22 protein-coding genes are annotated in these 25,079 nt (G+C 55.4%); 12 read left to right on the forward strand and 10 right to left on the reverse strand.

What is annotated here, in order from left to right; translation table 11 throughout:
- On the forward strand, positions 1-710 hold a 710-nt coding region (locus ACF8D4_RS22265), incomplete at its 5' end, for a Crp/Fnr family transcriptional regulator (protein WP_392466819.1).
- Between the two features lie 168 nt (positions 711-878).
- Here the strand turns inward: ACF8D4_RS22265 and rpmE are convergent.
- Together rpmE and ACF8D4_RS22275 are read right to left on the reverse strand one after the other, a co-directional pair.
- Positions 879-1,091 carry a 50S ribosomal protein L31 gene (gene rpmE, locus ACF8D4_RS22270; RefSeq protein ID WP_025009259.1) on the reverse strand — a complete coding sequence of 71 codons (213 nt, stop codon included), beginning with the start codon at positions 1,089-1,091 and terminating at the stop codon, positions 879-881.
- Between the two features lie 125 nt (positions 1,092-1,216).
- The gene (locus ACF8D4_RS22275) at positions 1,217-2,098 is read right to left on the reverse strand and encodes a FimV/HubP family polar landmark protein (RefSeq protein ID WP_392466822.1); all 882 of its coding nucleotides are present in this window, start codon (positions 2,096-2,098) and stop codon (positions 1,217-1,219) included.
- Between the two features lie 213 nt (positions 2,099-2,311).
- Between ACF8D4_RS22275 and priA the strand changes: the two genes are divergently transcribed.
- Positions 2,312-4,507 (forward strand): primosomal protein N', encoded by a 2,196-nt coding sequence (gene priA / locus ACF8D4_RS22280; protein ID WP_342197592.1) that lies wholly within the window; start codon positions 2,312-2,314, stop codon positions 4,505-4,507.
- Between the two features lie 54 nt (positions 4,508-4,561).
- Here priA and ACF8D4_RS22285 read toward each other — a convergent pair whose 3' ends face one another.
- The gene (locus ACF8D4_RS22285; RefSeq protein WP_025886808.1) at positions 4,562-5,239 is read right to left on the reverse strand and encodes a DedA family protein; all 678 of its coding nucleotides are present in this window, start codon (positions 5,237-5,239) and stop codon (positions 4,562-4,564) included.
- 281 nt (positions 5,240-5,520) lie between these two features.
- Here ACF8D4_RS22285 and argS point away from each other — a divergent pair, with 281 nt between their 5' ends.
- The 5 genes from argS (at position 5,521) to ACF8D4_RS22310 (ending at position 10,616) form a co-directional block, all read left to right on the forward strand.
- Positions 5,521-7,266 (forward strand): arginine--tRNA ligase, encoded by a 1,746-nt coding sequence (gene argS, locus ACF8D4_RS22290; protein ID WP_071237106.1) that lies wholly within the window; start codon positions 5,521-5,523, stop codon positions 7,264-7,266.
- Between the two features lie 3 nt (positions 7,267-7,269).
- Complete coding sequence (locus ACF8D4_RS22295; protein WP_101060253.1) at positions 7,270-7,839, forward strand: SPOR domain-containing protein; 570 nt, start codon at positions 7,270-7,272, stop codon at positions 7,837-7,839.
- A gap of 224 nt (positions 7,840-8,063) precedes the next feature.
- Complete coding sequence (gene hslV, locus ACF8D4_RS22300) at positions 8,064-8,588, forward strand: ATP-dependent protease subunit HslV (protein ID WP_025009255.1); 525 nt, start codon at positions 8,064-8,066, stop codon at positions 8,586-8,588.
- Between the two features lie 21 nt (positions 8,589-8,609).
- Positions 8,610-9,935, forward strand: a complete 1,326-nt coding sequence (gene hslU, locus ACF8D4_RS22305) for an HslU--HslV peptidase ATPase subunit (RefSeq protein WP_025886805.1) — start codon at positions 8,610-8,612, stop codon at positions 9,933-9,935.
- A gap of 108 nt (positions 9,936-10,043) precedes the next feature.
- On the forward strand, positions 10,044-10,616 hold the full coding sequence (locus ACF8D4_RS22310) for a nucleoside triphosphate pyrophosphohydrolase family protein (protein WP_045283201.1): 573 nt from the start codon (positions 10,044-10,046) through the stop codon (positions 10,614-10,616).
- Here the strand turns inward: ACF8D4_RS22310 and torT are convergent.
- The 5 genes from torT to uvrD all read right to left on the reverse strand — a co-directional run bounded on the left by torT (position 10,600) and on the right by uvrD (position 16,664).
- A complete protein-coding gene (torT, locus tag ACF8D4_RS22315) occupies positions 10,600-11,622 on the reverse strand; it encodes a TMAO reductase system periplasmic protein TorT (RefSeq protein ID WP_392466830.1) in 1,023 nt (340 codons plus the stop codon). The two genes, ACF8D4_RS22310 and torT, sit on opposite strands and share 17 nt — an antisense overlap.
- A gap of 155 nt (positions 11,623-11,777) precedes the next feature.
- Positions 11,778-12,206 (reverse strand): hypothetical protein, encoded by a 429-nt coding sequence (locus ACF8D4_RS22320; protein ID WP_025009251.1) that lies wholly within the window; start codon positions 12,204-12,206, stop codon positions 11,778-11,780.
- Between the two features lie 139 nt (positions 12,207-12,345).
- Positions 12,346-13,386, reverse strand: coding sequence for a nitronate monooxygenase family protein (locus ACF8D4_RS22325; protein WP_044733575.1), 1,041 nt, complete (start codon positions 13,384-13,386; stop codon positions 12,346-12,348).
- A gap of 149 nt (positions 13,387-13,535) precedes the next feature.
- Positions 13,536-14,396: a 4-hydroxybenzoate octaprenyltransferase gene (gene ubiA, locus ACF8D4_RS22330; protein WP_028779581.1), complete on the reverse strand. Its 861-nt coding sequence runs from the start codon at positions 14,394-14,396 to the stop codon at positions 13,536-13,538.
- A gap of 102 nt (positions 14,397-14,498) precedes the next feature.
- Positions 14,499-16,664 (reverse strand): DNA helicase II, encoded by a 2,166-nt coding sequence (uvrD, locus tag ACF8D4_RS22335; protein WP_392466835.1) that lies wholly within the window; start codon positions 16,662-16,664, stop codon positions 14,499-14,501.
- 339 nt (positions 16,665-17,003) lie between these two features.
- Here uvrD and ACF8D4_RS22340 point away from each other — a divergent pair, with 339 nt between their 5' ends.
- Positions 17,004-18,647 (forward strand): methyl-accepting chemotaxis protein, encoded by a 1,644-nt coding sequence (locus ACF8D4_RS22340; protein ID WP_025009249.1) that lies wholly within the window; start codon positions 17,004-17,006, stop codon positions 18,645-18,647.
- Positions 18,648-18,721: 74 nt separating this feature from the next.
- Positions 18,722-18,946: a hypothetical protein gene (locus ACF8D4_RS22345; protein ID WP_025009248.1), complete on the forward strand. Its 225-nt coding sequence runs from the start codon at positions 18,722-18,724 to the stop codon at positions 18,944-18,946.
- 56 nt (positions 18,947-19,002) lie between these two features.
- Here the strand turns inward: ACF8D4_RS22345 and ACF8D4_RS22350 are convergent, their stop codons facing one another.
- Both ACF8D4_RS22350 and ACF8D4_RS22355 read right to left on the reverse strand, forming a co-directional pair.
- Positions 19,003-19,806: an SDR family oxidoreductase gene (locus ACF8D4_RS22350; RefSeq protein ID WP_025009247.1), complete on the reverse strand. Its 804-nt coding sequence runs from the start codon at positions 19,804-19,806 to the stop codon at positions 19,003-19,005.
- Positions 19,807-19,832: 26 nt separating this feature from the next.
- Positions 19,833-22,430: a putative bifunctional diguanylate cyclase/phosphodiesterase gene (locus ACF8D4_RS22355; RefSeq protein WP_392466839.1), complete on the reverse strand. Its 2,598-nt coding sequence runs from the start codon at positions 22,428-22,430 to the stop codon at positions 19,833-19,835.
- Positions 22,431-22,786: 356 nt separating this feature from the next.
- Here ACF8D4_RS22355 and ACF8D4_RS22360 point away from each other — a divergent pair, with 356 nt between their 5' ends.
- From ACF8D4_RS22360 to ACF8D4_RS22370, 3 genes are all read left to right on the forward strand, one after another.
- Complete coding sequence (locus ACF8D4_RS22360) at positions 22,787-23,488, forward strand: spondin domain-containing protein (protein ID WP_025886799.1); 702 nt, start codon at positions 22,787-22,789, stop codon at positions 23,486-23,488.
- Positions 23,489-23,499: 11 nt separating this feature from the next.
- Complete coding sequence (locus tag ACF8D4_RS22365) at positions 23,500-24,243, forward strand: spondin domain-containing protein (RefSeq protein ID WP_144216878.1); 744 nt, start codon at positions 23,500-23,502, stop codon at positions 24,241-24,243.
- Positions 24,244-24,335: 92 nt separating this feature from the next.
- Positions 24,336-25,052 (forward strand): response regulator transcription factor, encoded by a 717-nt coding sequence (locus ACF8D4_RS22370; RefSeq protein WP_096142082.1) that lies wholly within the window; start codon positions 24,336-24,338, stop codon positions 25,050-25,052.
- Positions 25,053-25,079 lie beyond the last annotated feature (27 nt).

Genomic DNA, 25,079 nt, shown 5'->3' on the forward strand with positions numbered 1-25,079 from the left:
TTTTCTATGCCAATGGCGCACCACAGAAATTAAAAAAAGGTGAGCAGTTAAATAAAAATCTATTATTGAACAGCTTTATCTATCTCGAAAGCGGTCTGATTTTCTACTCCAAAAGAACCAATGACTTTACCCGGCCAAAATTTCTGAATGCCATATTCCCAGGGCGACTGACCGACTATCATCTGTTGCTGGATGAGGGCTGCACTTGTTGTAAGAATATTCTCGCTGCCAGAGACAGCAAAATCATCACTATAGATAAGAAACTGATAAAAAAGCTGGTGACAGAAGATATCGACCTATTTATGCAGTTCATGTATGACGCCGCCTATTATACCGAACGCCAGACCGGATTGGCCATTTTCTTGCTGACCTCATCACCGGAAGACAAACTGATCAAGTTCTTATTTGATATATTAGTTGTACTTCAAGTTTCCTTTGATAAACATTGGTTAACCATAGATCTTAAATTAACCCGTGACGAAATTGCCGACATATTGCATATCAGCACTATTAAGTTGGACCTCATGTTTGGTCAATTAAAGAAGCAAGACTTACTTAAACGGGTCAGTAATAAACTATGCGTTAATATCGATATTTTCAGCGACTTATCCCCCTGCCCATTGGGTAGGGAAGATGCCAGAGGCTGTCAGTCGAACAATATGCAAAAGTTCAAGCCGCAAAATATGATAAGTACCAACAATAGATATTAATCTGTTGCCCCATACCGCCATATTATTCATGGCAGATAATAATCTATATTGCCTGAAACCAACTTGGTTTCGAACTTAATTCATAGCCCCATGAGGAATATTCAGGACGGGGTAAAGGCAACAAAAAAGGCGTCCCATGGACGCCTTTTCGATTGGTTGCAGTGGCAATTACTTTTTGCCCAGCATACCGAAACGCTTGTTGAACTTGTCGATACGACCACCGGTATCAACAACTTTCTGAGTACCAGTGTAGAAAGGGTGACATGCACCGCAAACGTCCAAGTGCAGAGCTTTGCCTGCAGTAGAGTTTACTTTGATGACGTTGCCACAAGTACAAGTTGCAGTGATTTCTGCGTATTCAGGATGGATACCTGGTTTCATTGGGGTTACCTCAAGTTAAGGCCATGTCGCTCTTCCAACCCGAAGTCGGACACCACATGCGGTTAATATCAAAAGTTCAGGGCGCAGAATAGTACAGTATCTACCCAGCGCTGACAAGTAGGCGACTACATCTGCTCGAACTTTTCTTTGGCGGCCGTCTTATCTCCATAGGACTGCAGCAAGCTACTACTGGGGCAGTGCAACTTGGCATCACTGCGAAGGTTGCGAATATCACCACGACTGAAGGCCTTGGGATTGGCATCAAAAATGGCCAGCATGGCGCCATAGACGTGGGTATGGCTGTTCTGTGCATAACGGCTGGCCACCCGCCAGAGGGTTTCTGTACCATCGAAATCCAGCATGCATCCCGGCTCACGACTATCAATTGGCAGAGCCTTCACCTGACGCCCCGGCGCTGCAACCGCTTGAGATGCCGAGGGCACACCAAGGCTTTGAGACTCACTCTGGGGTTGACCGGCGACATCTTTAACTCTTTGAGCTTGAACGGCTGGCGGTGGCACGACTTTGCTTGATACTGCTGTGGCTTGCACAGCTCTGGCCTCTATCGTTTTGTTTTCTATGGCCTTGTTTTCTATAGCTTGGGTTGACACGGCAACCTGCGGTGACTCAGTCGGCATCTGCTCGGCAAAGACTCTTGCCCGGTTGGAGCGCAGCACCACAGGCACTGAGGTATCGAACAAGGGCAAGCGTTTGAGTTCATGCCAGCGATTGATTCGGTATTCCCGCACCAGTAATTCAGCCTGCTTGTCGGTCACTTCATCTATCCCCAGCAGCAGCACCATGTAACGGTTGATGGGTTGCACCATGAGTTTTTCCGCCGCACCTTGCTGCCTGACAATAAACTCAAGCCGGGTCATATCCTCACTGTCGGCCACCACATTGACCTTGATCAGCGGCAAATGCCCGAGTTCAAACATTCTTTGATTGATACTGACATGGGCGGTTTCTGCTCTGGCAACAGACGTTAGCAACATGAGTACAAGCATCAGTAAACCCGCTCTCATCCATATCCTCTCTAATTTGATTTGTAGTTACCCAGTTTAGGTTATCCGGCTTAGGGTCTCTGGTTTGGATTCGTTAAGTCAGCACGTTCAAGCTGCGGTTTTTGCGGCTTTTTGTTTCCGGGACTGGTTCTCTCATTCTAGCCTGAGTAAACTGACGGGCAACATGTGCCGTGATTATTTGCGAAAACTCTGACTATGCCGCAGTTTGTAGAAGTTGCCCTTCCCGTTCCCATGCGGCAGAACTTCAGTTACCTGATGCCCAAAGCTTGCCCCTGGCCACTCGAGCCGGGAATGCGGGTGCGCGTGCCCTTTGGCCGCCAGCAACTAATAGGCCTGGTGACAGGCCTGAGTGATGAGTGCGAACTCGAGCCCAAACAACTCAAGCCGGTATATCAAGTGCTGGACAGCGCGCCATTGCTGCCACCTGCGCTGTACCAACTGACCCTCTGGGCCGCCAGATACTATTTCTGCAGCCAGGGGCAGATGTTGACCCAGGCCCTGCCGGTGGCGCTGCGCAAGGGTGCCGATGCCGCGCCGGAGAAAATCAGTTATCTGTGTCTGACCAGTTCGGGCCAGGAGGCCACACTGGAGTCGCTGAAACGCGCTCCCGCCCAACGCAAACTGCTGCAACAGCTCAAACAGGGGGAACTGACTACTGAAGAGGTCAACGCGCTGGAGCTGAGCAAGAGTGCCATCAAGGGGCTGCTGGACAAGGGCTGGGCCGAGCAACGAGAGCGGTCAGTCAGTGCCAATCTTGAATGGCGGCAACAGCTTGAACTGGGGGAAGAACCTCACAGGCTCAACCCGGAGCAAGCCGTGGCGGTCGCCAGCCTCAATGCCCAAAGCGGCTATCAGTGCAGCTTGCTTGAAGGGATCACAGGCTCAGGCAAGACAGAGGTCTATCTGGCGGTACTGGAAACCATACTCAAGGCTGGCAAGCAGGCGCTGATCCTGGTGCCGGAAATTGGCCTGACGCCGCAAACCATCAACAGGTTCAAACGCAGATTCAAAGTCACGGTTGCCGTGATCCATTCCGGCCTGACTGACAAGCAGCGCCTCGACGCCTGGCGCCTGGCCCGCAGTGGCGAGGCGGCTATCATAATCGGCACCCGCTCGGCGCTGTTCACTCCCATGGCCTGGCCCGGGATCATCATTCTCGATGAGGAACACGACAGCAGTTTCAAACAGCAGGAAGGCGTGGGTTATCACGCCCGGGATCTGGCCGTCATGCGCGGCCATCTGGAGCAGGTTCCTGTACTGCTGGGCAGCGCGACGCCGTCGCTGGAGAGCCTGCAAAACGCCCTCAGCGGCCGCTATCAGCATCTGCAATTGGGAGAGCGTGCCGGCAATGCCCTCAAGGTGCGCCAGGGACTGATAGATATCCGCAACCAACCCCTGCAGGCGGGTATGTCGCAACCGCTGCTGAACGAGATGCGCCTGCATCTGCAGGCCGGTAACCAGGTGTTGCTGTTTCTCAATCGCCGCGGCTTTGCCCCAGCCCTGTTGTGCCACGAATGTGGCCATCTGCACGAGTGCGATCGCTGTGATGCGTTTTTCACCCTGCACCAATCCCTCGGCGAAATTCGCTGCCACCACTGCGGCAACCAGTATGCAATTCCACGCCAGTGCCACAACTGCGGCAGCACCATGTTGCAGGGTCAGGGCATTGGCACGGAGCAATTGGAGGCGGCGCTCAGCAAGGAGTTTCCCGAGTATCCCGTGGTGCGAATCGACCGGGATACCACCAGCCGCAAAGGCTCGCTGGAACAGCACTTAAGCGCCATTCATCGCGGCGAATACAAGATATTGGTGGGCACCCAGATGCTGGCCAAGGGACATCACTTTCCCGATGTCACCCTGGTGGGGCTGCTCGATGTGGATGGCGCCCTGTTCAGCGCCGACTTTCGGGCTCCTGAGCGCTTCGGCCAGCTCTATACCCAGGTGGCCGGTCGCGCCGGCCGCGCCAGCAAGCCGGGCACTGTGCTGCTGCAGACCCATCAGAGCGACAACCCCTTGCTCAGGGATCTTATGCACAGAGGCTATGGCGAGTTTGCCCGCAGCCAGCTCAATGAACGCCAGCAGGCACTGTTACCACCGGCCTGGCATATGGTACTGATCCGCGCCGAATCCCACCGCGCCGAGGATGCCGATGCCTTTCTGGCAGCCTTCGCCGCCATGTTACCCATGGACAAGGATTTTGAAGTGATAGGCCCGCTGCCGGCGCCGCTGGATCGCAAGGCCGGCAAGTATCGGCGCCAGTTGTTGGCTCAGGCCAAAGACAGACGCAGGCTGCAACAGGTGTTTGAACAGCTGTTGCCCCAGGCCGAACAACTGCCCGAGGCCAAGCGCTGCCGCTGGAGTCTGGATCGAGATCCTCAGGATCTGCTGTAACTGATAAGAGTCCGCAGGATCTGCTGTAACTCCCTTGAACGGCTTTAATCCGGCTCAGAATTGACCGTGAGGCCCCTGCTTGTCCTGCGGCTTGCGCAGTAGCTTATAGGTCAGCCAACTGCCGAGCGCCAATACCAGAGTAATCACCGGCGCCGCCATCAACGCCATGGTCAACAGCTTGCTGATCCGCTCCGGCAGAAACGGCATCATATAACCTAGCGATACCAACAGCCCCACCCAGAAGAAGGCACTCAGAGCCGCAAAAAAATAGAAGGTCTTGATACAGGCCATGCGCACGCCCATCACCAAAGGCAGCAGCGAACGCACCAGCGGCAGGAAACGGGCACAGAAAAGCGCCACCAGCCCATGACGCCCAAGGAGTTTATCCACTGCCGCCAGGCTGTCGGGCGGCACCTTGTAGACCCAGCCCTGCACCCTGGGCAGACGATTGAGCAGCCGCCCCTGAACAAATGCCAAATAGCTGCCGCCTGCGGCCGCCACAAACAGCAACAGATACACCAGCAAGGGGTTAAGGATCCCCATGGCCGCCAGGGTACCTGAAAGAATGACCACACTGTCGCAAGGCAAGGGGGCCGCCGGCAGCAAGGCGCTCTCCAGAAAGATAAAGCTGAAGATGCAAACATAGATACTCAGGGCGATACCCGGAGCATGCAGCGCGGTAAAATCCTGCTGCCAAATAGCCTGTAACACTGTGGTGATGGAGTCCAGCATCTTTATCTCCATTGAAACTATCGGCACGCGCCGATGGGGAAATCTTGGATCCGAGAAGGATCGGAGAGACATCATACTCCCCCAAAATGAAGATCAGCGATTCTTAAACAAAGATTCATCCATAATAGTGATCTTAAAAGGCACCCGGCTGCGGCAAACCCAAGCAACAACAAAATTTGCTGATAAAACCGTACAGGTGATAGCAATGTTACCGCCGAAAGCGCTAGAATGTGCGGTTATTCCCCTTTTAACCTTTATCAGTCAGTGTCGATAAAACGCCAATGAAATCACATATCCAATCTTTGCTTGAACAGACAGTAGCCACTTTGAAACAACAGGGGCTGATCCCCGAAGAGACTGCGCCAAGGATTCAGGTAGACCGAACCAAGGATAAGAGTCACGGCGATCTGGCCACCAACCTGGCCATGATGCTGACCAAAGCTGCCGGCAAGCCGCCTCGGGAGCTGGCACAACTGATCATCGACAATCTGCCGGCCTCCGGCCATGTGGCCAAGGTAGAGATAGCCGGCCCTGGCTTTATCAACTTCTTTATTGATGACAATGCCCTGGCCAAACAGCTGCAGGCGGCACTGGCCGACGAGCATCTGGGTATAAACCTGCCCAAGTCGCAAACCGTGGTAGTGGACTACTCCTCCCCTAACCTCGCCAAAGAGATGCATGTGGGCCATCTGCGCTCCACCATCATTGGCGACAGCGTTGTCCGGGCGCTGGAGTTTCTCGGTCACAAGGTGATCCGCCAAAACCACGTCGGTGACTGGGGTACCCAGTTCGGCATGTTGCTGGCCTATATGGAAGAGCTGCGGGCACAAAATGGTGAAAACGCCAACCTGGAGCTGTCGGATCTGGAAAGCTTCTATCGCGCTGCCAAACTGCGTTTCGACGAGTCGGCCGAGTTTGCCACCCGCGCCCGTCAACTGGTGGTCGAGCTGCAATCCGGTGACGAGTACTGCAACAAGCTGTGGCGTGAATTCAACGATATCTCTCTGAGCCACTGCCATGAAGTGTATCAGCGCCTGGGCGTCAGCCTGACCCGCGCCGATGTCCATGGTGAAAGCGCTTACAACGACGATCTGGAACAGGTGGTCAAAGATCTGGATGCCCAAGGCTTGCTGTCTGAAAGTAACGGCGCCAAGGTGGTATTCCAGGAAGAATTCCGTAACAAAGACGGTGAAGCCCTGCCGGTGATCATTCAGAAGGCCGATGGCGGCTATCTCTATGCCACCACAGACCTGGCGGCCATGCGCTATCGCTCGGGTACCCTGCATGCCGATCGTGCCCTCTACTTCGTGGATCTGCGCCAGGCACTGCATTTCCAGCAAGTGTTCAGCCTGGCCCGCACCGCAGGTTTTGTGCGCCCGGAAATGACACTGGAACACATGGGCTTTGGCACCATGAACGGTGAAGACGGCCGCCCATTCAAGACCCGCAGCGGCGGCGTGGTGAAACTGGTTGACCTGCTCGATGAAGCCAATGTCAGGGCGCTGGAGCTGGTACGCAGCAAAAACCCCGACATGGACGAAGACACCCTGGCCGAAATTGCCCGGGTAGTGGGCATCGCCTCGGTGAAATACGCCGATCTGTCGAAGAACCGCGCCAGCGACTATATCTTCAGCTTCGATCAGATGCTGAGCTTTGAAGGCAACACAGCGCCATACCTGCTGTACGCCTACACCCGGGTTGCCGGGATCTTCAAGCGGGCCGAAGGTGTGGATTTGAGCAATGCCGTTATCGCTCTGGAACACGACAAGGAAAAAGAGCTGGGCAACAAGCTGGCCCAATTCGGTGAAATCCTTGCCCGTATGGTCGACAAGGGCCAACCCCATGTGCTTTGTGGTTATCTGTTTGAACTGGCGGGTGCCTTCTCCAGCTTTTACGAAGCCTGCCCTGTGCTGGCGGCCGATAACGAAACCCAGAAGCACAGCCGTCTGCTGCTGTCTCAGTTGACCGCCAAGACCCTCAAGCAGGGCCTGTCACTACTGGGTATCGAGACCCTGGAGCGCATGTAATCCATGGGACGCGATTACGCCAATAGCAAACCCAAGCCCCGCAAGCCTGCCAAGCGGGGCGCTCGCAAGCAACCGCAGCCCAAGCAAGGCTTTCCTGTGCTGTTGCTTGTGGTGGTAGTGGCCGTGGTGGCCGGCTTTGGCTATTTCCTCTGGAGCCTGAAGAGCAGCGCCCCCGAGGCCGAAGTGGTTCAACCTCAGCCACAGACTAAGCCGGTGCCCCAGAAGAAAGACCCCAACGCCCTGCCGCCCAAGCCCAAAGAGGAGTGGACCTACCTCAAGGAGCTGGAAAACAAACAGGTAGAAGTGGATCTGCCGGAAGAGAGCAACAAGCCATCTCGCCCTTATCAGATGCAGTGCGGTTCCTTCCGGGTGCAGTCCCAGGCCGACGAGATGAAAGCCGTGATCGCCTTCCAGGGGCTAGAAGCCCAGGTGCGCAAGGTGCAAGGCACCAGCGGTGTCTGGTACAAGGTGGTACTCGGCCCCTATGACAGCAAGCGCGATGCCGAGCGGCAGCGCCACGTGCTGCAAAGAGCCGGTCTCAACGGCTGTATGATCTGGTTCTGGGAAGAATAAACTCCTCTCAATTTAAAGGCTGCAAACAATAAGATTTGCAGCCTTTTTGTTTTTCAGCACGAAAGCCGCTGCTGGGCACTTGATATTCCGGCCCCCAACCCCATATAGAAAACTATCACCTCATTAGTTGGCCTTGCTGTGCCCCCAATGGGCCGTTTCATGCAGCAGACCCTGGGGATTTGACCCATGACGGACGCGCCGTCCGCCCGAGAAGAGGATCTATCGTGACCACTATCGTATCTGTACGCCGTAATAATCAGGTTGTTGTCGCCGGCGACGGCCAAGTGTCTCTGGGCAACACTGTGATGAAAGGCAATGCCCGCAAAGTACGCCGCCTGTACCACAATAAGGTACTGGCCGGTTTTGCCGGTGGCACCGCCGATGCCTTTACCCTGTTTGAACGCTTCGAGGCCAAACTGGAGATGCATCAGGGGCATTTGATGAAGTCGGCGGTCGAACTGGCCAAAGACTGGCGCAGCGACAGAGCCTTGAGAAAACTCGAAGCCATGTTGGTAGTGGCCGATCATGAAAGCTCACTGATCATCACAGGTAACGGCGATGTGGTGCAGCCGGAGCATGATCTTATCGCCATAGGCTCTGGTGGCAACTATGCCCAGGCCGCGGCGTTGGCGCTGCTGGAAAATACCGAACTGGGTGCCCGTGATATTGCCGAGAAGTCGCTGACCATAGCCGGCGATATCTGCGTATTTACCAACCAGTTCAAGACTATAGAAGAACTGAATTACTGATCCCGAGCGTGAGGAAGCATTATGTCTGAAATGACACCCCGCGAAATCGTCCACGAACTGGACGCGCATATCATAGGCCAACAGAAGGCCAAACGCTCTGTTGCAGTAGCCTTGCGTAACCGCTGGCGCCGCATGCAGCTGGATGCCGGCTTGCGCCAGGAAGTGACCCCGAAGAATATTCTGATGATAGGCCCAACCGGTGTCGGTAAGACAGAGATCGCCCGCCGTCTGGCCAAGCTGGCCAATGCGCCTTTTATCAAGGTTGAAGCGACCAAGTTCACCGAAGTGGGCTATGTGGGTAAGGAAGTGGAGCAGATCATCCGCGATCTCACCGACGCCGCGGTCAAACTGACCCGCGAGCAGCAGATGAAGAAGTGCCGCACCCTCGCCGAAGAAGCCGCCGAGGAACGGGTTCTCGATGCCCTGCTGCCCAAGCCAAAGAGTGAATGGGATCAGGAAACCGAGGACAAGTCCCACACCCGCCAGGTGTTCCGTAAGAAACTGCGTGAAGGCCAGTTGGACGACAAAGAGATCGAAATCGATGTCTCGGCGCCGCAAATTGGCGTCGAAATCATGTCACCTCCCGGCATGGAAGAGATGACCAACCAGCTGCAGAGCCTGTTCCAGAACATGGGTCAGGGACAGAGCAAGCGCAAGAAACTCAAGATCAAGGATGCCTACAAGCAGCTGGTCGAAGAGGAAGCCGCCAAGCTGGTCAACCAGGAAGATCTCAAAGAGCAGGCCATTGAGCTGGTCGAGCAACACGGCATAGTGTTCCTCGATGAGATAGACAAAATCTGTAAGCGCGGCGAAACCTCAGGCCCGGACGTGTCCCGCGAAGGGGTACAGCGTGATCTATTGCCTCTGGTGGAAGGCTGCACAGTCAACACCAAGCACGGCATGGTGAAGACAGACCACATTCTGTTTATCGCCTCCGGCGCCTTCCAGATGAGTAAGCCATCGGATCTGATCCCCGAGCTGCAGGGCCGTCTGCCGATTCGGGTCGAGCTGGATGCCCTGACCGCCTCTGACTTCAAACGGATCCTCACCGAGCCCCACGCCTCGCTCACCGAGCAGTATGTGGCCTTGATGGGCACCGAAGGAGTCAGCATCGAATTTACCGAGTCCGGTATCGAGCGTATTGCCCAGGCCGCCTGGCAAGTCAACGAGCGTACCGAAAACATCGGCGCCCGTCGTCTGCACACTGTGATGGAGAGGCTGATGGAAGACATCTCTTTCGAGGCCAGCGACAAGTCCGGCAGCAAGTTTGTTATCGATGCCGAATATGTCGATGCTCACCTGGACAACCTGGTTCAGGATGAAGATTTGAGTCGCTTCATTCTCTGATTTTCACCTCAAAAAGCCTCCTTCGGGAGGCTTTTTGACGGCGCTTTTTTGCCTTCGGCACGCGCATTCTTTATCATCCTCTCCTTTGCCCAAGCTGGAACCCAAGCTATGAAACTGACTCTGCTGACTCAAGAGCTGTACAGCAAGCTCTACCGTGATATTCAGGAATTTCGCGCCACTTTCGACCTGCCGGTCAACTCTCCTGACACCCTGGATGCCAAGGCAGACACACTGCACACCTCGCTTATCAGCGAAGAGCTGACCGAACTGGCCGAGGCCGGTGATAAAGTTGAACAGGCCGACGCCATAGTCGACAGCGTGTATGTGTTGATGGGCCGCTTGGTACACTTGGGCTGCACCCAAGTTGGGGAGCGACTGGAGATCAGCTACCTGATAGATCTGCTGCTGCAGGTTGCCGCCAACAAGGCAATCGACTTTGAGCCCTGCTGGGATGAGGTACATGCCAGCAACATGAGCAAGGTATGCCGCAATGAGCAGGAACTGGCGGATACTGTGGCTCACTATGCCAAGCAAGGGGTGGAAATTGTCGGCAGCCGTCAGGGCGATTTCCTGATAGCCAAGTGCGCCAAAGATGTGGAAATGACTGGCAAGACAGTGCGCCAAGGCAAAGTGCTCAAGTCTGTCTATTATCGTCCGGCCAACCTCAAGGGTCTGGTTTAGCCCCCTCGAGTTTGCTCAGCTCCCTGTAGGTCATCCATTGTCCTTCAGGGGGCAGGGTTTGACTCATATCCAGCTCAGAGATGTTTTGCGGGGTGACTACCCGGATCTCCGGGCTGACCCGCCCAGGCACTTTTTCGCCCTGCAGCAGCCTCACCGCCAAATCAACCGAAATTCTCGCCTGCAGTACAGGAGAGTCTGTCACTGTTGCCATCAACTTGCCCTGCTCGACCAAGGCCATGGTTTGCGGATTACTGTAAAATGCCAACACCCGTCCGGGAAACATTCTGGCCGCCACAGTGGCCGCCACTGCATTGCCCAGTAGATAATCGGCCTGAAAGCGCCGGGTCAGCGCCCGCACCAAGTCGGCCTGCACAAAGGTTTCAGTGACACCATAGCCGCCTTCAATCAGCTCGACTTGGGAACCGCTAAGCCCCTGTTTTAGCCCTAGCTCGGCATCCATCACCCAAGCCGCTCCAGAAGGGCCGGGAAACCAGGCCAGGCTGAAATCCTGTCTGCCACTGGCGGCAAACAGATATTGCACCGCGGCTTGAGTCATATCGACAAAAGACACCAACGAGCGACTGTCTACCTGATTACTGTTAATGCCATTGACCAGATCCACAACTCTGGCGCCCTTGGCCCTGAGCCTCGGCAATTCAGCGTTGAAAAGCTCCGCCGAGACGGCCGCCAGAATATAACCTTGGGCACCGCGAGCCTCGCATTCATGTAGCTGGCGCAGTTGCCGCTCCGCCTCAGTGTAGCCACCGGCATCATAAATACCTATCTCGACGCCCAGCCTGTCCGCCTCCTCGGCCAAGCCCCAGGCGACACCCCACCAATAATGATCTTTACCGTGGGGTAAAAGAGCACAGAGGCGCCAGGCTTTGTTGGCCCGCACCAGCGGCTTATACAATTGCGCTTCACCATCGGCACGCACCTTGACCGGATACCAGGTTGCCGTGGCAGGAAAAACCAGCAGCAATAAACTGCAGAGGAGATATTTCATCGTTTATTCCCGAGAGTCACTCTATTAACCTTATACCAATCGCCATAAAGTGGTGCCTTGATCGAGCATTCGACTGACTCGGGACGACAGAGAAGCAGAATTCAGCTACAAAAAAAGCAGACCTCCTGGTCTGCTTTGTCAGTGAGTTAAAGTGGTTAGAACTTCACTAGGGTCCCTTTCAGTGCCACCCCGGCCATGATGGCACCGGCGCCACACTCATATTCGGTCTCGCTGGCAAACTCACGCTTCTTGTAATAGGACTGGATATTGACCACAGCGTCCATCCCCTCACGCTCGGCGCGCTCCTGCAACGCCTTTAGCGCACTCAACATCACCCACTCACAGGCTTCGCGATCCGACTTGCCAAAGGCATTGGTCTTTTTATTGGTGATCACCTCACCATAGCTCTTGCTGATCTCCGGGTGAGCCTGAGTGGCAAAATACAGTGGCACATCGTAAAGGGCTTCTTTGGCCTTCTCGGTCTGCAGCAGTTCCTGCACCGGATACTGGGCTATGGTGTCGCGGGCCGCGGCGTTGGCACTGACCATCAGGGCCAGCAGCGCCAGAGCAAGTGATTTTTTCATCTATATCTCCCTATTGCGGCTCCACGCCGCAGTCAAAGCTTTGATTGCAGTCCATCTAAAGATAGGGTCACTCCGCCGGTTGCAGAAGTGACTAATTCGCAATGATACAGGCAGTTACATACACTAGACCAGAAAAAGCTCAAGCCCTGATAAAGGCCGCCATCAACTCACGGGTCAAGTCGGCGGCGGGAATTTCCCGACATCCCTCCGGATTCTGACCACACCAGAGCGGGCTGAAATCACTGCAGTCGCGTGCTTCTGCCGCGGCGCGCAGCGGCGCAATGGCATTGGCCGCCAATGGGAAATCCGGCGCTTGCCCCAAAGGCCCCAACTCACGCATCAAACGGGTCATTATGCCTCTGGCCGGACGGCCACTGTAGAGATTGGTCAGCGCCGTATGGCGATTCATTTGCGGATCTTTCAGCGCTTGGCGATGCAGTTCACTGATCTCGGCCTCCGGGCACAAGAGATAGGCCGTGCCCACCTGCACCCCGGCCGCTCCCAAAGCCATGGCCGCCTGCACTCCGGCGGCGTCGGCAATACCACCGGCGGCAATCACGGGCACCTTCACCGCCTGTACCAGGCGCGGTAACAGGGCAAAGGTACCACTGTGCTCGGTCAAATCATCACTGAGGAAATGGCCTCTGTGACCACCGGCTTCCAGGCCCTGGGCTATGATGGCATCCACGCCTCTGGATTCGAGCCACTTGGCCTCGGCGACGCTGGTTGCCGAGGCAATCACCTTGGTGCCCCAGCTCTTGACCCTGAGCATCAGCTCGGTGGAGGGAAGCCCGAAATGAAAACTCACCACTTCGGGACGAAAGGGTTCTATAACCGCGGCAACCTCGGCATCGAAGGGACGCCGCTCGGCGCCACCGCCGAGATCTTCGACCTCGAATTCACGGTAATAGGGCGCCAGTTGCTGCAGCCAGGCATGCAAACGCTCGACTTGTTCCTCGGGTGGCTTATGGCAGAAGAAGTTGAGGTTTACCGGCCGGTCACTCTGGCGCCTGAAGCTCTCTAGCGCCAGCTTGAGTTTGTCATGGGATAACATGGCGCAGGGAATAGAACCAAGCGCACCGGCGGAAGCGACGGCCAATGCCAGCGGCACGCCCTGGGCGCCGGCCATGGGGGCTTGAATAAGCGGCAATTCAATACCAAAGAGTTGTTCTATCAACATACCAAGACTCCTTCTTGCTTCAGTCCTCAGCGGCGCTATTCCCGCTGCTTGGTTCAATCATCCGGCTGTTCAGACTAACGGTTGGCGGTTGTTTGCGCCAGTAAAAACGCCGCGATAATCGCGGCGTTGACAGTCAAACTCAGTGTCGTTCAGAGCAGGTAATCCATCCCCAAGGCGACAAACAAGGCCATACCCGCCCAGTTGTTGTTGAGAAATGCCTTGAAGCAGGGAGCCCGCTGTCTGTCGTAAATCAGCCTCTGCTGATAAAGCCCAAAGCCGATAAAGGCCAGCAGCCCCACCAGATAGAGGGCACCTCGCTCGGCCACATAACCTGCAGTCATAAAGCAGGCCAGCGCCGCCAACTGAAACAGGCCGATGATCTGCCTGTCGTAACGGCCGAACAGAATGGCGGTGGACTTGATCCCCACCTTGAGGTCATCGTCCCTGTCCACCATGGCATACATGGTGTCGTAGGCGACAGTCCAGAACCAGTTGGCGGCAAATAGCCACCAGGCTTCGACAGGCACTTCACCTGTCTGGGCGGCATAGGCCATGGGAATCGACCAACTCCAGACTATGCCGAGGAACATCTGCGGCATATTGGTGTAGCGCTTGGTGAAGGGATAGATAATGGTCAGCAGCATGCCGACAAGGGAGAGTTTAACCACCAGAGGGTTGAGCAGCAGCACCAAACCAAAGGCAAACAGCCCCATGACCACAAACAGGCCCAGCGCTTCTTTGACCGTGACCTCGCCACTGGCCAAGGGCCTGGACCTGGTGCGCTCGACATAGGTATCCAGTTCACGGTCGGCATAGTCGTTGATGATGCAGCCACAGGCACGCATCACAAACACACCTACGATAAAGATGATCAGCACCTTGAGATCCGGTAAGCCCCCGGCCGCCAGCCACAGCGCCATTAAACAGGGCCACAGCAGCAGAAAAGTTCCTATGGGTCTGTCCAGACGCGACAGACGGGCATAGACATCAATTTTTTCCCTCAAGTTCATCGGTAGGCTCTCCAACACATCTCAGCCTTAAATTTGCCAAGCATTATGACTCAGCAACAGTGTGATTGACACCGCAAAACGCGAATTTTCCTACCCGGGCTGTCAACAAGCAGTTAACTTGGCGTAGGCCACCACCAACCACTTGCTTCCGAAGTCATCGAAATTCACCTGCACCCTGGCCTGTGCTCCCTGACCTTCAAAATTGGTCACTATCCCCTCACCGAATTTGGGGTGCAGCACCCATTGGCCGACATTAAAGCCCGTGTCGTTGAAGCTGCTTTGCGACTTGCTGAACCTGTTATTGGCCATGGGAGTTGCCACCTGCGCCTTGAGACGGATCTCTTGCAGGTACTGAGGCGGGATCTCCTTGATAAAGCGCGACGGCCGCGAGTAGTTTTCACGGCCATAGATGCGGCGTGACTCGGCATAGGTGATATACAGCTGCTGCATGGCGCGGGTCATGCCCACGTAACACAGGCGCCGCTCTTCTTCCAAACGATCGCCCTCTTCCAGCGACAACTGGCTGGGGAACAGCCCTTCTTCGACCCCGGCCATAAACACCAGCGGGAACTCCAGCCCCTTGGCCGAGTGCAGCGTCATCAACTGCACCGCATCTGTGTGGGCATCAGCCTGGCCTTCTCCCGCCTCCAGCGCCGCATGGGACAGGAAGGCATTCAACTCACCCATGTCCACCAGCTCTTCCGGCACTTCGAAGGTGCGCGCCGCGGTGACCAGTTCCTCGAGGTTTTCCACTCTGGCCTGAGCCTTTTCGCCCTTTTCCTGCTCATACATGGCCTTGAGCCCGGAGTCCTGGATCACTATATCCGCCTGGCGATAGAGGGGCAGCTCTTCGGTGTCGCTACGTAGCTGCACTATCAAGTCCATAAAGCTGCGCACCGCATTGGCGGCGCGGCCGGCCAAGACCTTCTCTTCCAACAAACGGACGCAGGCCTGCCACAGGGTCAATTGCTGCTGCCGGGCCGTGGTTCTGAGAATATCCAGGGTGCGATCGCCTATCCCCCTGGCGGGAGTGTTGACCACCCGCTCGAAGGCGGCATCATCGTCGCGGTTGGCAATCAGACGCAGGTATCCCATGGCATCCTTGATCTCCTGACGCTCGAAGAAGCGCAAGCCGCCATAGATGCGATAGGCCAGCCCCTTGTGCAGCAAGGCCTCTTCCAATACCCGTGATTGAGCATTACTGCGATAGAGGATGGCGCAGTCACTGAGACTGCCGCCCTTGTCCTGCCAGTCGCCAATGCGGCCTATGATGAAGCGGGCTTCATCCATCTCATTGAAGGCACAGTAAACTGAGATCGGCTCACCATCGACATCTTCGGTCCACAGCTGTTTGCCCAGCCGATCCGGGTTGTTGGCGATAAGTTCGTTGGAGGCCTTGAGAATATTGCCGCTGGAGCGATAGTTTTGCTCCAGGCGAATAGTTTCGGCATTGGGAAAATCCTGTAAAAACTTGTGCAGGTTTTCCACTTGGGCGCCACGCCAGCCATAGATGGACTGGTCATCGTCGCCCACTATCATCACATTGGCGCTCTTGCCTGCCAATACTCTGATCCAGGCATATTGAATGGCATTGGTGTCCTGAAACTCATCCACCAGAATATTGCGGAACCTGTCCTGATAGTGGGCCAGAATATGTTCCTTGTTGAGAAACAGCTCGTGAGCCCGCAAGAGTATCTCGGCAAAGTCTACCAGCCCGGCGCGGTCACAGGACTCCTGATACACCTGATAGATTTGTACCAGTTTCTGCTCCATGGGGAAGAGGCCGCCATCCAGATGTTTCGGCCTTAGCCCTTCATCCTTCTTGCCGTTGATATAGCCGGCCACCATACGCGGCGGATACTGTTTCTCATCCAGATTCAGGCTTTTGAGGATGCGCTTGAGCAGCCGCAGTTGATCATCCGAGTCGAGGATCTGAAAATTTTGCGGCAGGCCGGCATCCTGCCAGTGAGTGCGCAGCAGACGATGGGCCAGACCATGGAAAGTACCAATCCACATGCGGCCCATATGGTTGCCGACTATCTTCTCCACCCTCTCCCGCATCTCGGCGGCCGCCTTATTGGTGAAGGTCACCGCCATAATGGAGTATGGGCTCTGGTTTTCCACCTGCAGCAGCCAGGCAATCCTGTGAGTCAGTACCCGGGTCTTGCCGCTGCCGGCACCGGCGAGCACCAGCATGCTGGATTGAGGTGCGGCTACCGCCTCACGCTGCTTGTCATTCAGGCCATCCAATAAAGAAGATACGTCCATTCGCGCCTCCACAAAAACGAGCGCGCATTATAGCAGGAAAGACCCATAGCTCCTACGCGCCTTGGCAGGCTACTGACAGAACTGGACTCTGATGCAGGGGGCACAGCAGAGTCGGCTCTATCTGTATTCCTCCTGCTTTGATCACAAACAAGACACTGCATTTGGCATTGATATTAAATCATTACTAAATAATGACTTAACAATATAAACAATCAAAAATACTAAAAATTAAAACAATTACCTATTAAATTGCCACAACTCACAGTTTGCATCCGGACAAACACCTAGGATCTTGAAACATTCACTATATATTTCATACATTTGTTTTGGAGCCGGGTTGTGAACCAAGCCATCTTTTCCAATCTTTCTTTGCGCAAGTTGTTGATCACCTTGTTCGCCGCGCTGCTGGCGCTGTTTTGCCTGTCATTGGGCACCATTGCCTATCACCTGCAGGAGGTGAAAAGCCAGATAAGCCTGCTGGAGCGGGAGTACCACAGCAATGATCAGGCCGCCTCTTTGCTGCAACTGGTATCCGGCCTCAGACGGGAACAGCTGGGATACAGCTTGAGACGGGTACTGAATGCCCCCATGAGTGAGGAGTCACGTCAGTACCTGCAGGATCAGACCCTGGCAATCAACTCGGCGCTGGCACAACTGAAACAGGGTGCCGGGCAAGATACCCTGGTGCAACTGCACAAGCTGGATGCGCCACTGCAAGCCTTTATGGGACTGCATAAACAATTTTTGGATCGAGACAGCAGCGACCTGCCGGAAAACACCGCCAACATGCTGACCTCCATGGAGTCCTGGCATATTTACAACAATGTCGAGACCGAACTCAAAGCCTTGATGGAACTGGAAACCAATAAGGTCAGCTCTGCCAGAAGCGCCAGTGAACAGGCAATTCAATCCCTCAGCAGCAGTCTGGTCATCGTCTTCTGCCTCTTTGTGACCCTGGCATTGGGAGCCGGCTGGTTCCTGCTGCGACGAATTTTTATCCCCCTTGGCGCCACAACCCAAGTGCTGGAGCAGATAGCCTCTGGCGATCTCGCAACCGAAATTCCGATGGAAAAATTCAGCAGCAGCGAGTTCAAACACCTGGCCGAAACCCTGGGACAGATGCGTAACACTCTGCATGAGATGATTTCCCAGATAGGTGCGGCCTCGGTGCAACTGGCCGCCGCCGTGGAAGAGATGACTACAGTCGCCGCCGAAGCCGCCGAAGAGATGCAGCAACAGCGCTCTGAGGTCGATCAGGTGGCTACCGCCATGACAGAGCTGCAGAGTTCGATTGCCGATATCTCCCGCAACACCACCCAAACCGCCGATCAAGCCAACCAAGGGGTGCTGGCCACCACAGAGGGCCAACAAGTGGTGCTGCAGACACTGGATACCATTCAAAGCTCGGATGCGGAAATCACCGCCGCCAGCGAAGTGATAGGCCAGTTGCAAAAAGACTCAGATTCCATTGCCATGGTGCTGGAAGTGATCGCCCAGATAACAGAGCAGACCAACTTATTGGCCCTCAACGCCGCCATCGAAGCCGCCCGGGCCGGTGAGGCAGGAAGAGGCTTTGCCGTGGTGGCCGATGAAGTGCGAACTCTCGCCAGCCGTACCCAAAGCTCGGCGCTGGAAATCAAAGGCACCATAGAACAGCTGCAGCAAAGAGCTCAGCATGCCAACGAAGTGATGCAAAAGAGCCGCGAGCGGATGCAGGGCAGTGTTCGCTGCGCCAATGAGGCCAGCGATGCGATTGAAAGGATCAGTGCCGCTATCGGCATCATCAACGACATGGCGATTCAGGTGGCCAGTGCCACCGAGCAGCAAACAGCGGTTACCGGTGAGTTGGGGGTCAATATCACCAATATCAGTGATGCCGCCTCCAAGGTGTCCATGGGGACGGGGCATGTGTCTCAATCCAGCCAGGAGCTGAGTCAGTTGGCCCACAACCTGGCGCATTTGATCAGCCGTTTCCGCACCTAAAATGAGATCTTCGTCACACTCATGCGGCCGCGACGGCCGCATGATAATACCATTCCAACTTGGAGAGACTGACTATGGGATATTCAATCAAAGACTTGGTATATAACGGTGAAACTCATGGGGTACACAACTGGTCGACACTGGAAGGCAGCCAGTTTTACTGGCATCCGGATTGGCTGCATATCGCCGAGGATATAACCGGCCACAAGGCAACGGCCCATATTCAGGCCAAAGCCGCCAAGGCCAGCCATGAGGAGGCGAAGGCCACCATAGTCCAGCACCTCAACGACAAAAAGTAATCTCTTAATCTCTGGAACACCTAAGCCTCCCTCACGGAGGCTTATTTATTCTTGGGCTAGTGCCCGGACGCTATTGCCTTACGGGCAAGATTATCCACCCAGGCTGGAGCGATAAGGCGGACAAAACGCCCCAGACGACCACGCCAGGAGGTGATCAACATTCGCCCCCGCCCGGCTATAACCGGCAGCATCATCTGCGCGCATTCTTCGGCGGTCATGATCTTGCTCTCTGCCATGGGAGAAGTTCCGAGCGGTTTACCCTCTCCATCCAGCGCCCGCCGGTGGATCTCGGAGACCACAAAGTCAGGACATATCACGGTCACAGCAACATTGTCCTCGGCCAACTCGATTCGCAGTGAATCAAAAAAGCCCACGACAGCATGTTTGGAGGCGGCATAACCACTGCGGGTTGGCACCCCGGTCAAACCGGCCACGGAAGCCACCACCACCACTTGCCCTTGGGAAGCCTTCAGATGCGGCAGTGCTGCATGGGTCAGCCAGGCCGGTCCCAAATAATTGACCCGCATCAGCTGTTCGAGGATGTCCAGCTGCTTGAGCTCATCGAAGCGGCTCCACATGGTCATGCCGGCATTGTTGATCAGTATATCCAGCCGGCCGAAGCGTTCGATAACCGTGGCTATCAAGGCTTCACAGTCCTGTTGTCGCCCGACATCACTACAAACCACCAGTGGCGCACCGCCAACCGACTCGACCTCCATCGCCAGGGTACGCAACCTGGATTCATTGCGGGCACTGAGCACCAGTTGTCCGCCAAGCGGCGCCAGTGCCAGAGCGAGCGCCCGCCCAATACCTTCCGAGGCGCCGGTAATCACTATGACCTTATCAGCAAGTCCTTCCATCTGCAGTCCATTGTCAGTCGAAGTTATCAGGCTAAGCTCGCATACTCCTCCTGCAAGTGCAATCCCTGCTGCCGGCGCTCATGGCGCTTCTCCCATTGTAAAAACTGCTCCAGAGGTTTGGGACGCCCTATGGCGTACCCCTGGGCATAGTCGACCCCTATCTCCAGCAGCTTATCCATGATCTCCTGGTTTTCGACAAACTCAGCCACTGTCTCTATGCCCATGACCCGGCACACATCGTGAATCGATTTGACTATCGCATAGTCCCTGGCATTGGTCGCCAGATGCCGGACAAAGCAGCCATCTATCTTCACATAATCCACCGGCAGCTCCCGCAGGTAGCCGTATGAGGCAAAGCCACTGCCAAAGTCGTCCAGCGCAAAGGCAAATCCCAAGCGGCGCAATTGGTTGAGCATCTCCATCGCCCGGGTTCGGTTCTGAATAGCACTGGTCTCTGTAATCTCAAAGCAGACACAGGAGCTGGGAATGCCATAGCGCCCCTGCATCTCGGCGATGTAATCCAGCATACCTTCACTGCCCAGGCTGTTTCCCGAAAGGTTGATGGAGATACAGATCTCCGGCCACAGCTGAGGATGCTCGGATAGCCAGAGGAATGCCTTGCGGATCACTTCCCTATCGACTTCCGGCATCAACTTGAAACGCTCCGCCGCCGCAATAAACTGTGCCGGAGGCAGAATACGACCACTGTTGTCGCGGATCCGCAGCAAGATCTCCAGCCTTTGACGGCGACAACAGCCGTTGAGTCCTTTAATCGGCTGGAAATAGAGCAGCAGCTCTTTATCCTCTATGGCTCTGGCAATACGCACCGCCCACTTGGGGGCATTGCGTTCATTGGCCAGTTCTTTGTTGCGATCATCGAAGAAGTGAATTTGACTACTGCCCTTGCGCTTGGCCGCCAGACAAGCGATATCGGCATCCTTGAGCAGCTCGGCGGGCGCAGAGCAAGGGCCTCTATGGAAGGCCACGCCACAGCTGACCCCGACTCGGTAATGGGCGCCGCCACAGGGCAAGATCTGCAGACAAACCTGCCTCACCACCTGTTTTAAGAACCTGGCAACTTCCAGAGCACTGCGGTTACGGATAGCCAAGCCAAATTCATCACCACCGAGTCTGGCCAACATCTCGTCACCCTGCAGACAGGACTCTATGGCTCTGGCAACCATGACCAGCATCTGATCGCCGGCGTCATGGCCGCAGTTGTCATTGATAAGCTTGAACTGCTCCAGATCCAGATAACAGAGTGCCAGGGTCTCGGCGCCTTCGGCGTATCCCGGCAGCCGCTCTTCAAAGGCGCTGCGGTTGTAAAGTCCGGTAATACCATCGACACTGGCCTTCAACCTCAGTTGCTGTTTGAGGGTTTCCTCCTGGGTAATGTCCCGCAGCACAGTCACCACGCCTATCACCTGGCTCTTGTGATTGCAGAGGTTGCTGACCGCCCGCTCCATGATTCTCGGCTGCTGCATCTGCAGAGTGACCTTGCTGTATTCGGGAACCCGGCTGCCGCTGGACATAAAGTTGAGCAGTTCTTCGTCCAGTTGATTGTCGCTTTTGAGCAGGGTATCCAGAGTCCGCCCCAAAGCCTGTTGACTGCGCAGCCCGAGCAGGGATTCAGCCTGAGGATTGAGATAGATAACCCTGGCCTTATTGTTGGTGAGGATCACGGCTTCGGCAATGGATTCCAGGGTGATTCGGGAACGCTCTTTCTGCTGAAAAATCCGCAACAACAGGTTATTGATCCTGTCGGCCAACACCTTGAACTCGGCGCCGCCGCTGCCGCTGACATGGGTATAGCGTCTGGCGCTGGGATCTATCTCCTTCAGCTCTGTCATCAAACGGTCGAAAGGTTTCAGCAAGCCGCGTCGCAGCCAGAGATAACCGGCGGCCACCATCAGCATGCCGCCTAGCAACAGCAGCATGACAACCAACAGGCTTTGCCATTCCAGCCGCTCGAAGGCATCTCTTTGTTGTTTAACCTGCAGCGCCAGCACAGGCCCAATAAGGGTGGGCACTTGGATTTGACTGGCCAGCTTAAGATGTTGCCCCGGGCTCACCTGCTGTTGCAGCGGTGCCAGCGCCACGGAATGGATAAGGTCAGCCTGTCCCAGGCTCTGCAGGTGCGCAGGGGTCAGTAAACGAGTGACTATCAGAGCTTCGTCATCATCGAAACGATAGAACCCCAGCTGCAAAGGTTGCTCATTGACTATCACGGCGCCAAAGGCTTCCTTGTCCAGGGTGGAGAACAGTCCGGCGGGAGGGATTATCTGCCCGGACACCCGGGTCTTGCCGTCTGCCAGCGCCGTCACCTTACCCTGATGCAGATGAAACAAACTGATATTGGAAGACTGCAACCCTTCCAGCCAACCTTTCAGCAGCGACTCGCCCGGCGTTTGAAGAATGGGAACATAGAGGCGCGCCAGTTGTAACAGGCGCCGGGACTCACGGGTAAACTGCTGCTCAATTCCGACATACTCATGCTCCAGCGTTTGCTGCCGGAACTGACCCAGACTGTATTCAAACCAAAAATTCAAACTGTAGGCGACCGCAAGCAGGGCAGGAATACAAAACCCCAGGATAAATACGCCTATTTTTTTGCCAATGTGCATCTTAAACCACGGCTGATTGTTACCGGATACCAAGAATGGCCGGACTCCGGCAGGCAACATACCTCATTTAACGTCCGGTTAAAACTCTTGACTGGCGTCATTGCCCGTTTGCCGCCACTTTGCCCGCGACAAACTGCACCAGCTTGCCCTGACTGTTATCCAATTGTGTTGATTTGGCGCAGTAAAAGGCGGTTAGGTATGTGCTTTTGAGCACAATTTGCAAAATTGAAAATCACAATCGCCGCAGATTAGCCATTCCCCGCCCCGAAAAAGTGAAGTTTTCGTGATAAACCGGCGACCTTGAGGTGAACTCCAGGGTAAACACTGGACTTATCCCCATAAGAAGGAGCAAGCCGATGAAACCCAAGTTACTACTACCACTGCTGTTGAGCACACTGCCACTGAGCCAGTTATCCCAAGCCGCCCAGTTGGAGATAAGTATCAACAACCTGACCCATGGCAACCACTTTACCCCCTTGCTTATCGCCGCCCATGACGGCAACAGTCACCTGTTTCAAGCCGGAGAGCCCGCAAGCTCTGCCCTGCAGAAGATGGCAGAAGGCGGAGATATCAGCGAACTGCAACAGGCAGTCACAGCCAACAACGGCGTGATTGTGGCCAACCCAGCCGCCGGCTTACTGGCCCCTGGTGCCAGGGTTGAAAAGGTAATGCTGGATAGTGGCGCCCTGACCCATCTGAGTCTGGTGGCCATGTTGCTGCCCACCAATGATGCCTTTGTCGGCTTGGACGGTTGGGAAATACCCAGCACTCCGGGCAGCTATACCCTCTATCTCAATGCCTATGATGCCGGGACTGAAGCCAACGACGAGCAGATAACCGGTGGCGGCGCGCCTGGAGTTCCCGGCATTCCGGCGGCGCCCGATGGTATGGGCGGCCAGAACGGCACCGGCGTGATGGACGACTCGAGCAATGACAGGGTGCATATTCACCCGGGACTACTCGGGGATACAGATCCCAATGGCGGCATCAGCGATGTCGACAGCCGAATCCATCGTTGGCTGAACCCGGTTGCCGCCTTGATCGTTACCGTCAAGTAAAGGAGCGGCAGATGAACACTACAAGCCCTAGAGAACCGACTCAGGCCCGAGTCTTTGCCCTGTCCCTGGTGCTGATACTGGCACTCGTAATGCTGACAGCCTGCTCGGACAATGACCATCCCGGCACGCCACCCCAGCCACCGGAACCTGAGCCTGCTACCAGCAAATTCGATATCCGGGTGACCAACCTAACCGCTAACCAACCTCTATCACCTATCGCCCTGTTGACTACCGACAAAGAGCTGCAACTCTGGCAAAACGGCTCGCCGGCAAGCCTGGCACTCGAGCGACTCGCAGAAGGTGGCGACAACAGCGAGTTGGCCAATATCAGCGGAGTCCACACACTGATGAGCGCCGAAGCTCCGCTGGCCCCCGGGATGACCCAGGACTTCAGCCTGAACCTGACCTCAGAAGAGAATATGACCTTGGCCCTGGTCACTATGCTGGTGAATACCAATGACGCTTTCAGTGGCATTCAGCAGGTAGACCTGAGTAACCTGGCAGCCAATGAGAGCTTGCAACTGCTTGCTCCCGCCTATGATGCCGGCACCGAAGCCAACTCAGAAACCAAAGGCAGTATTCCCGGCCCGGCCGATGGCGGTGAAGGCTTTAACAGTGCCAGGGATGATGTCGATAGAGTACATCTCCATCCTGGGGTTATCTCGGCCGATGACGGTCTGGTCGACTCGGTCTTGGCGCCCTCGCACAGGTTCGATAATCCGGTGCTCAAGATAGTGATCTACCGTAAGTCCTAGTCTTCAGCGCTTTGCTCCCAAGATAAGAGCCTGAAAGAAAACCCCGCGGCGCCGGGTCAACTCCAATACCCAGAGTTGATTCGGAGCCCAAGATGATCCCTTCCAGCACACCGCAGATCCTGCTGCTTGCCCATGATCAGAGCCTGGCCGATATCCAACGCCTCAATCTCGAGACTCTGGGCTGCCAGCTATGGCAAGCGACGAGTTTTCAACAGGCCAGAAGACTGCTGGCGAGTAAACCTCTGGCCCTGTTGATCATGACACGCCAACTGCCTGACGGTGACATGCTCGGCCGTTGTCAGATGCTCAGGCAAGAGTATCCGAATCTGCCGCTATTGCTTCTGGGGGAGTCCGACAACGAGGCCGATGTGGTTCTGGCTCTTGAGGCCGGTGCCGATGACTACCTGCTTCAAAGCTGTGGCACTTTGGAGATACGTGCCCGGATCAGGGCCTGGCTCAGACGGGGCGAATACATCAAGCTGCCGGGTCAGCAACTCGAATTCAACGGCCTCAGCATCAATAGCGCTACCCGCGAGGTCAAGGCCTTTGGCCGGCCACTGCAGTTAACCGCCAGAGAGTTTGATCTCTTGCTGTTTATGGCCAAGCGACCGAGACAGGTATTCAGCCGGATGCAACTGTTGCAAGGCGTTTGGGGTTCAAATTATGCGGGCTACGAACACACGGTCAACAGCCATATCAACCGTCTGCGCACCAAATTGGCCGCATGTCCCAAGAGTGAGCCCGTAGTGACTACCGTATGGGGTGTAGGATACAAGTTTTCACCACCCGAGCAGGCCAGCCATTACTGAAAAAGCAATAAAAAAGCCCGCAGTGCG

It is taken from the genome of Shewanella sp. YQ_9 (assembly GCF_043103185.1).
Classification (GTDB): domain Bacteria; phylum Pseudomonadota; class Gammaproteobacteria; order Enterobacterales; family Shewanellaceae; genus Shewanella; species Shewanella algae.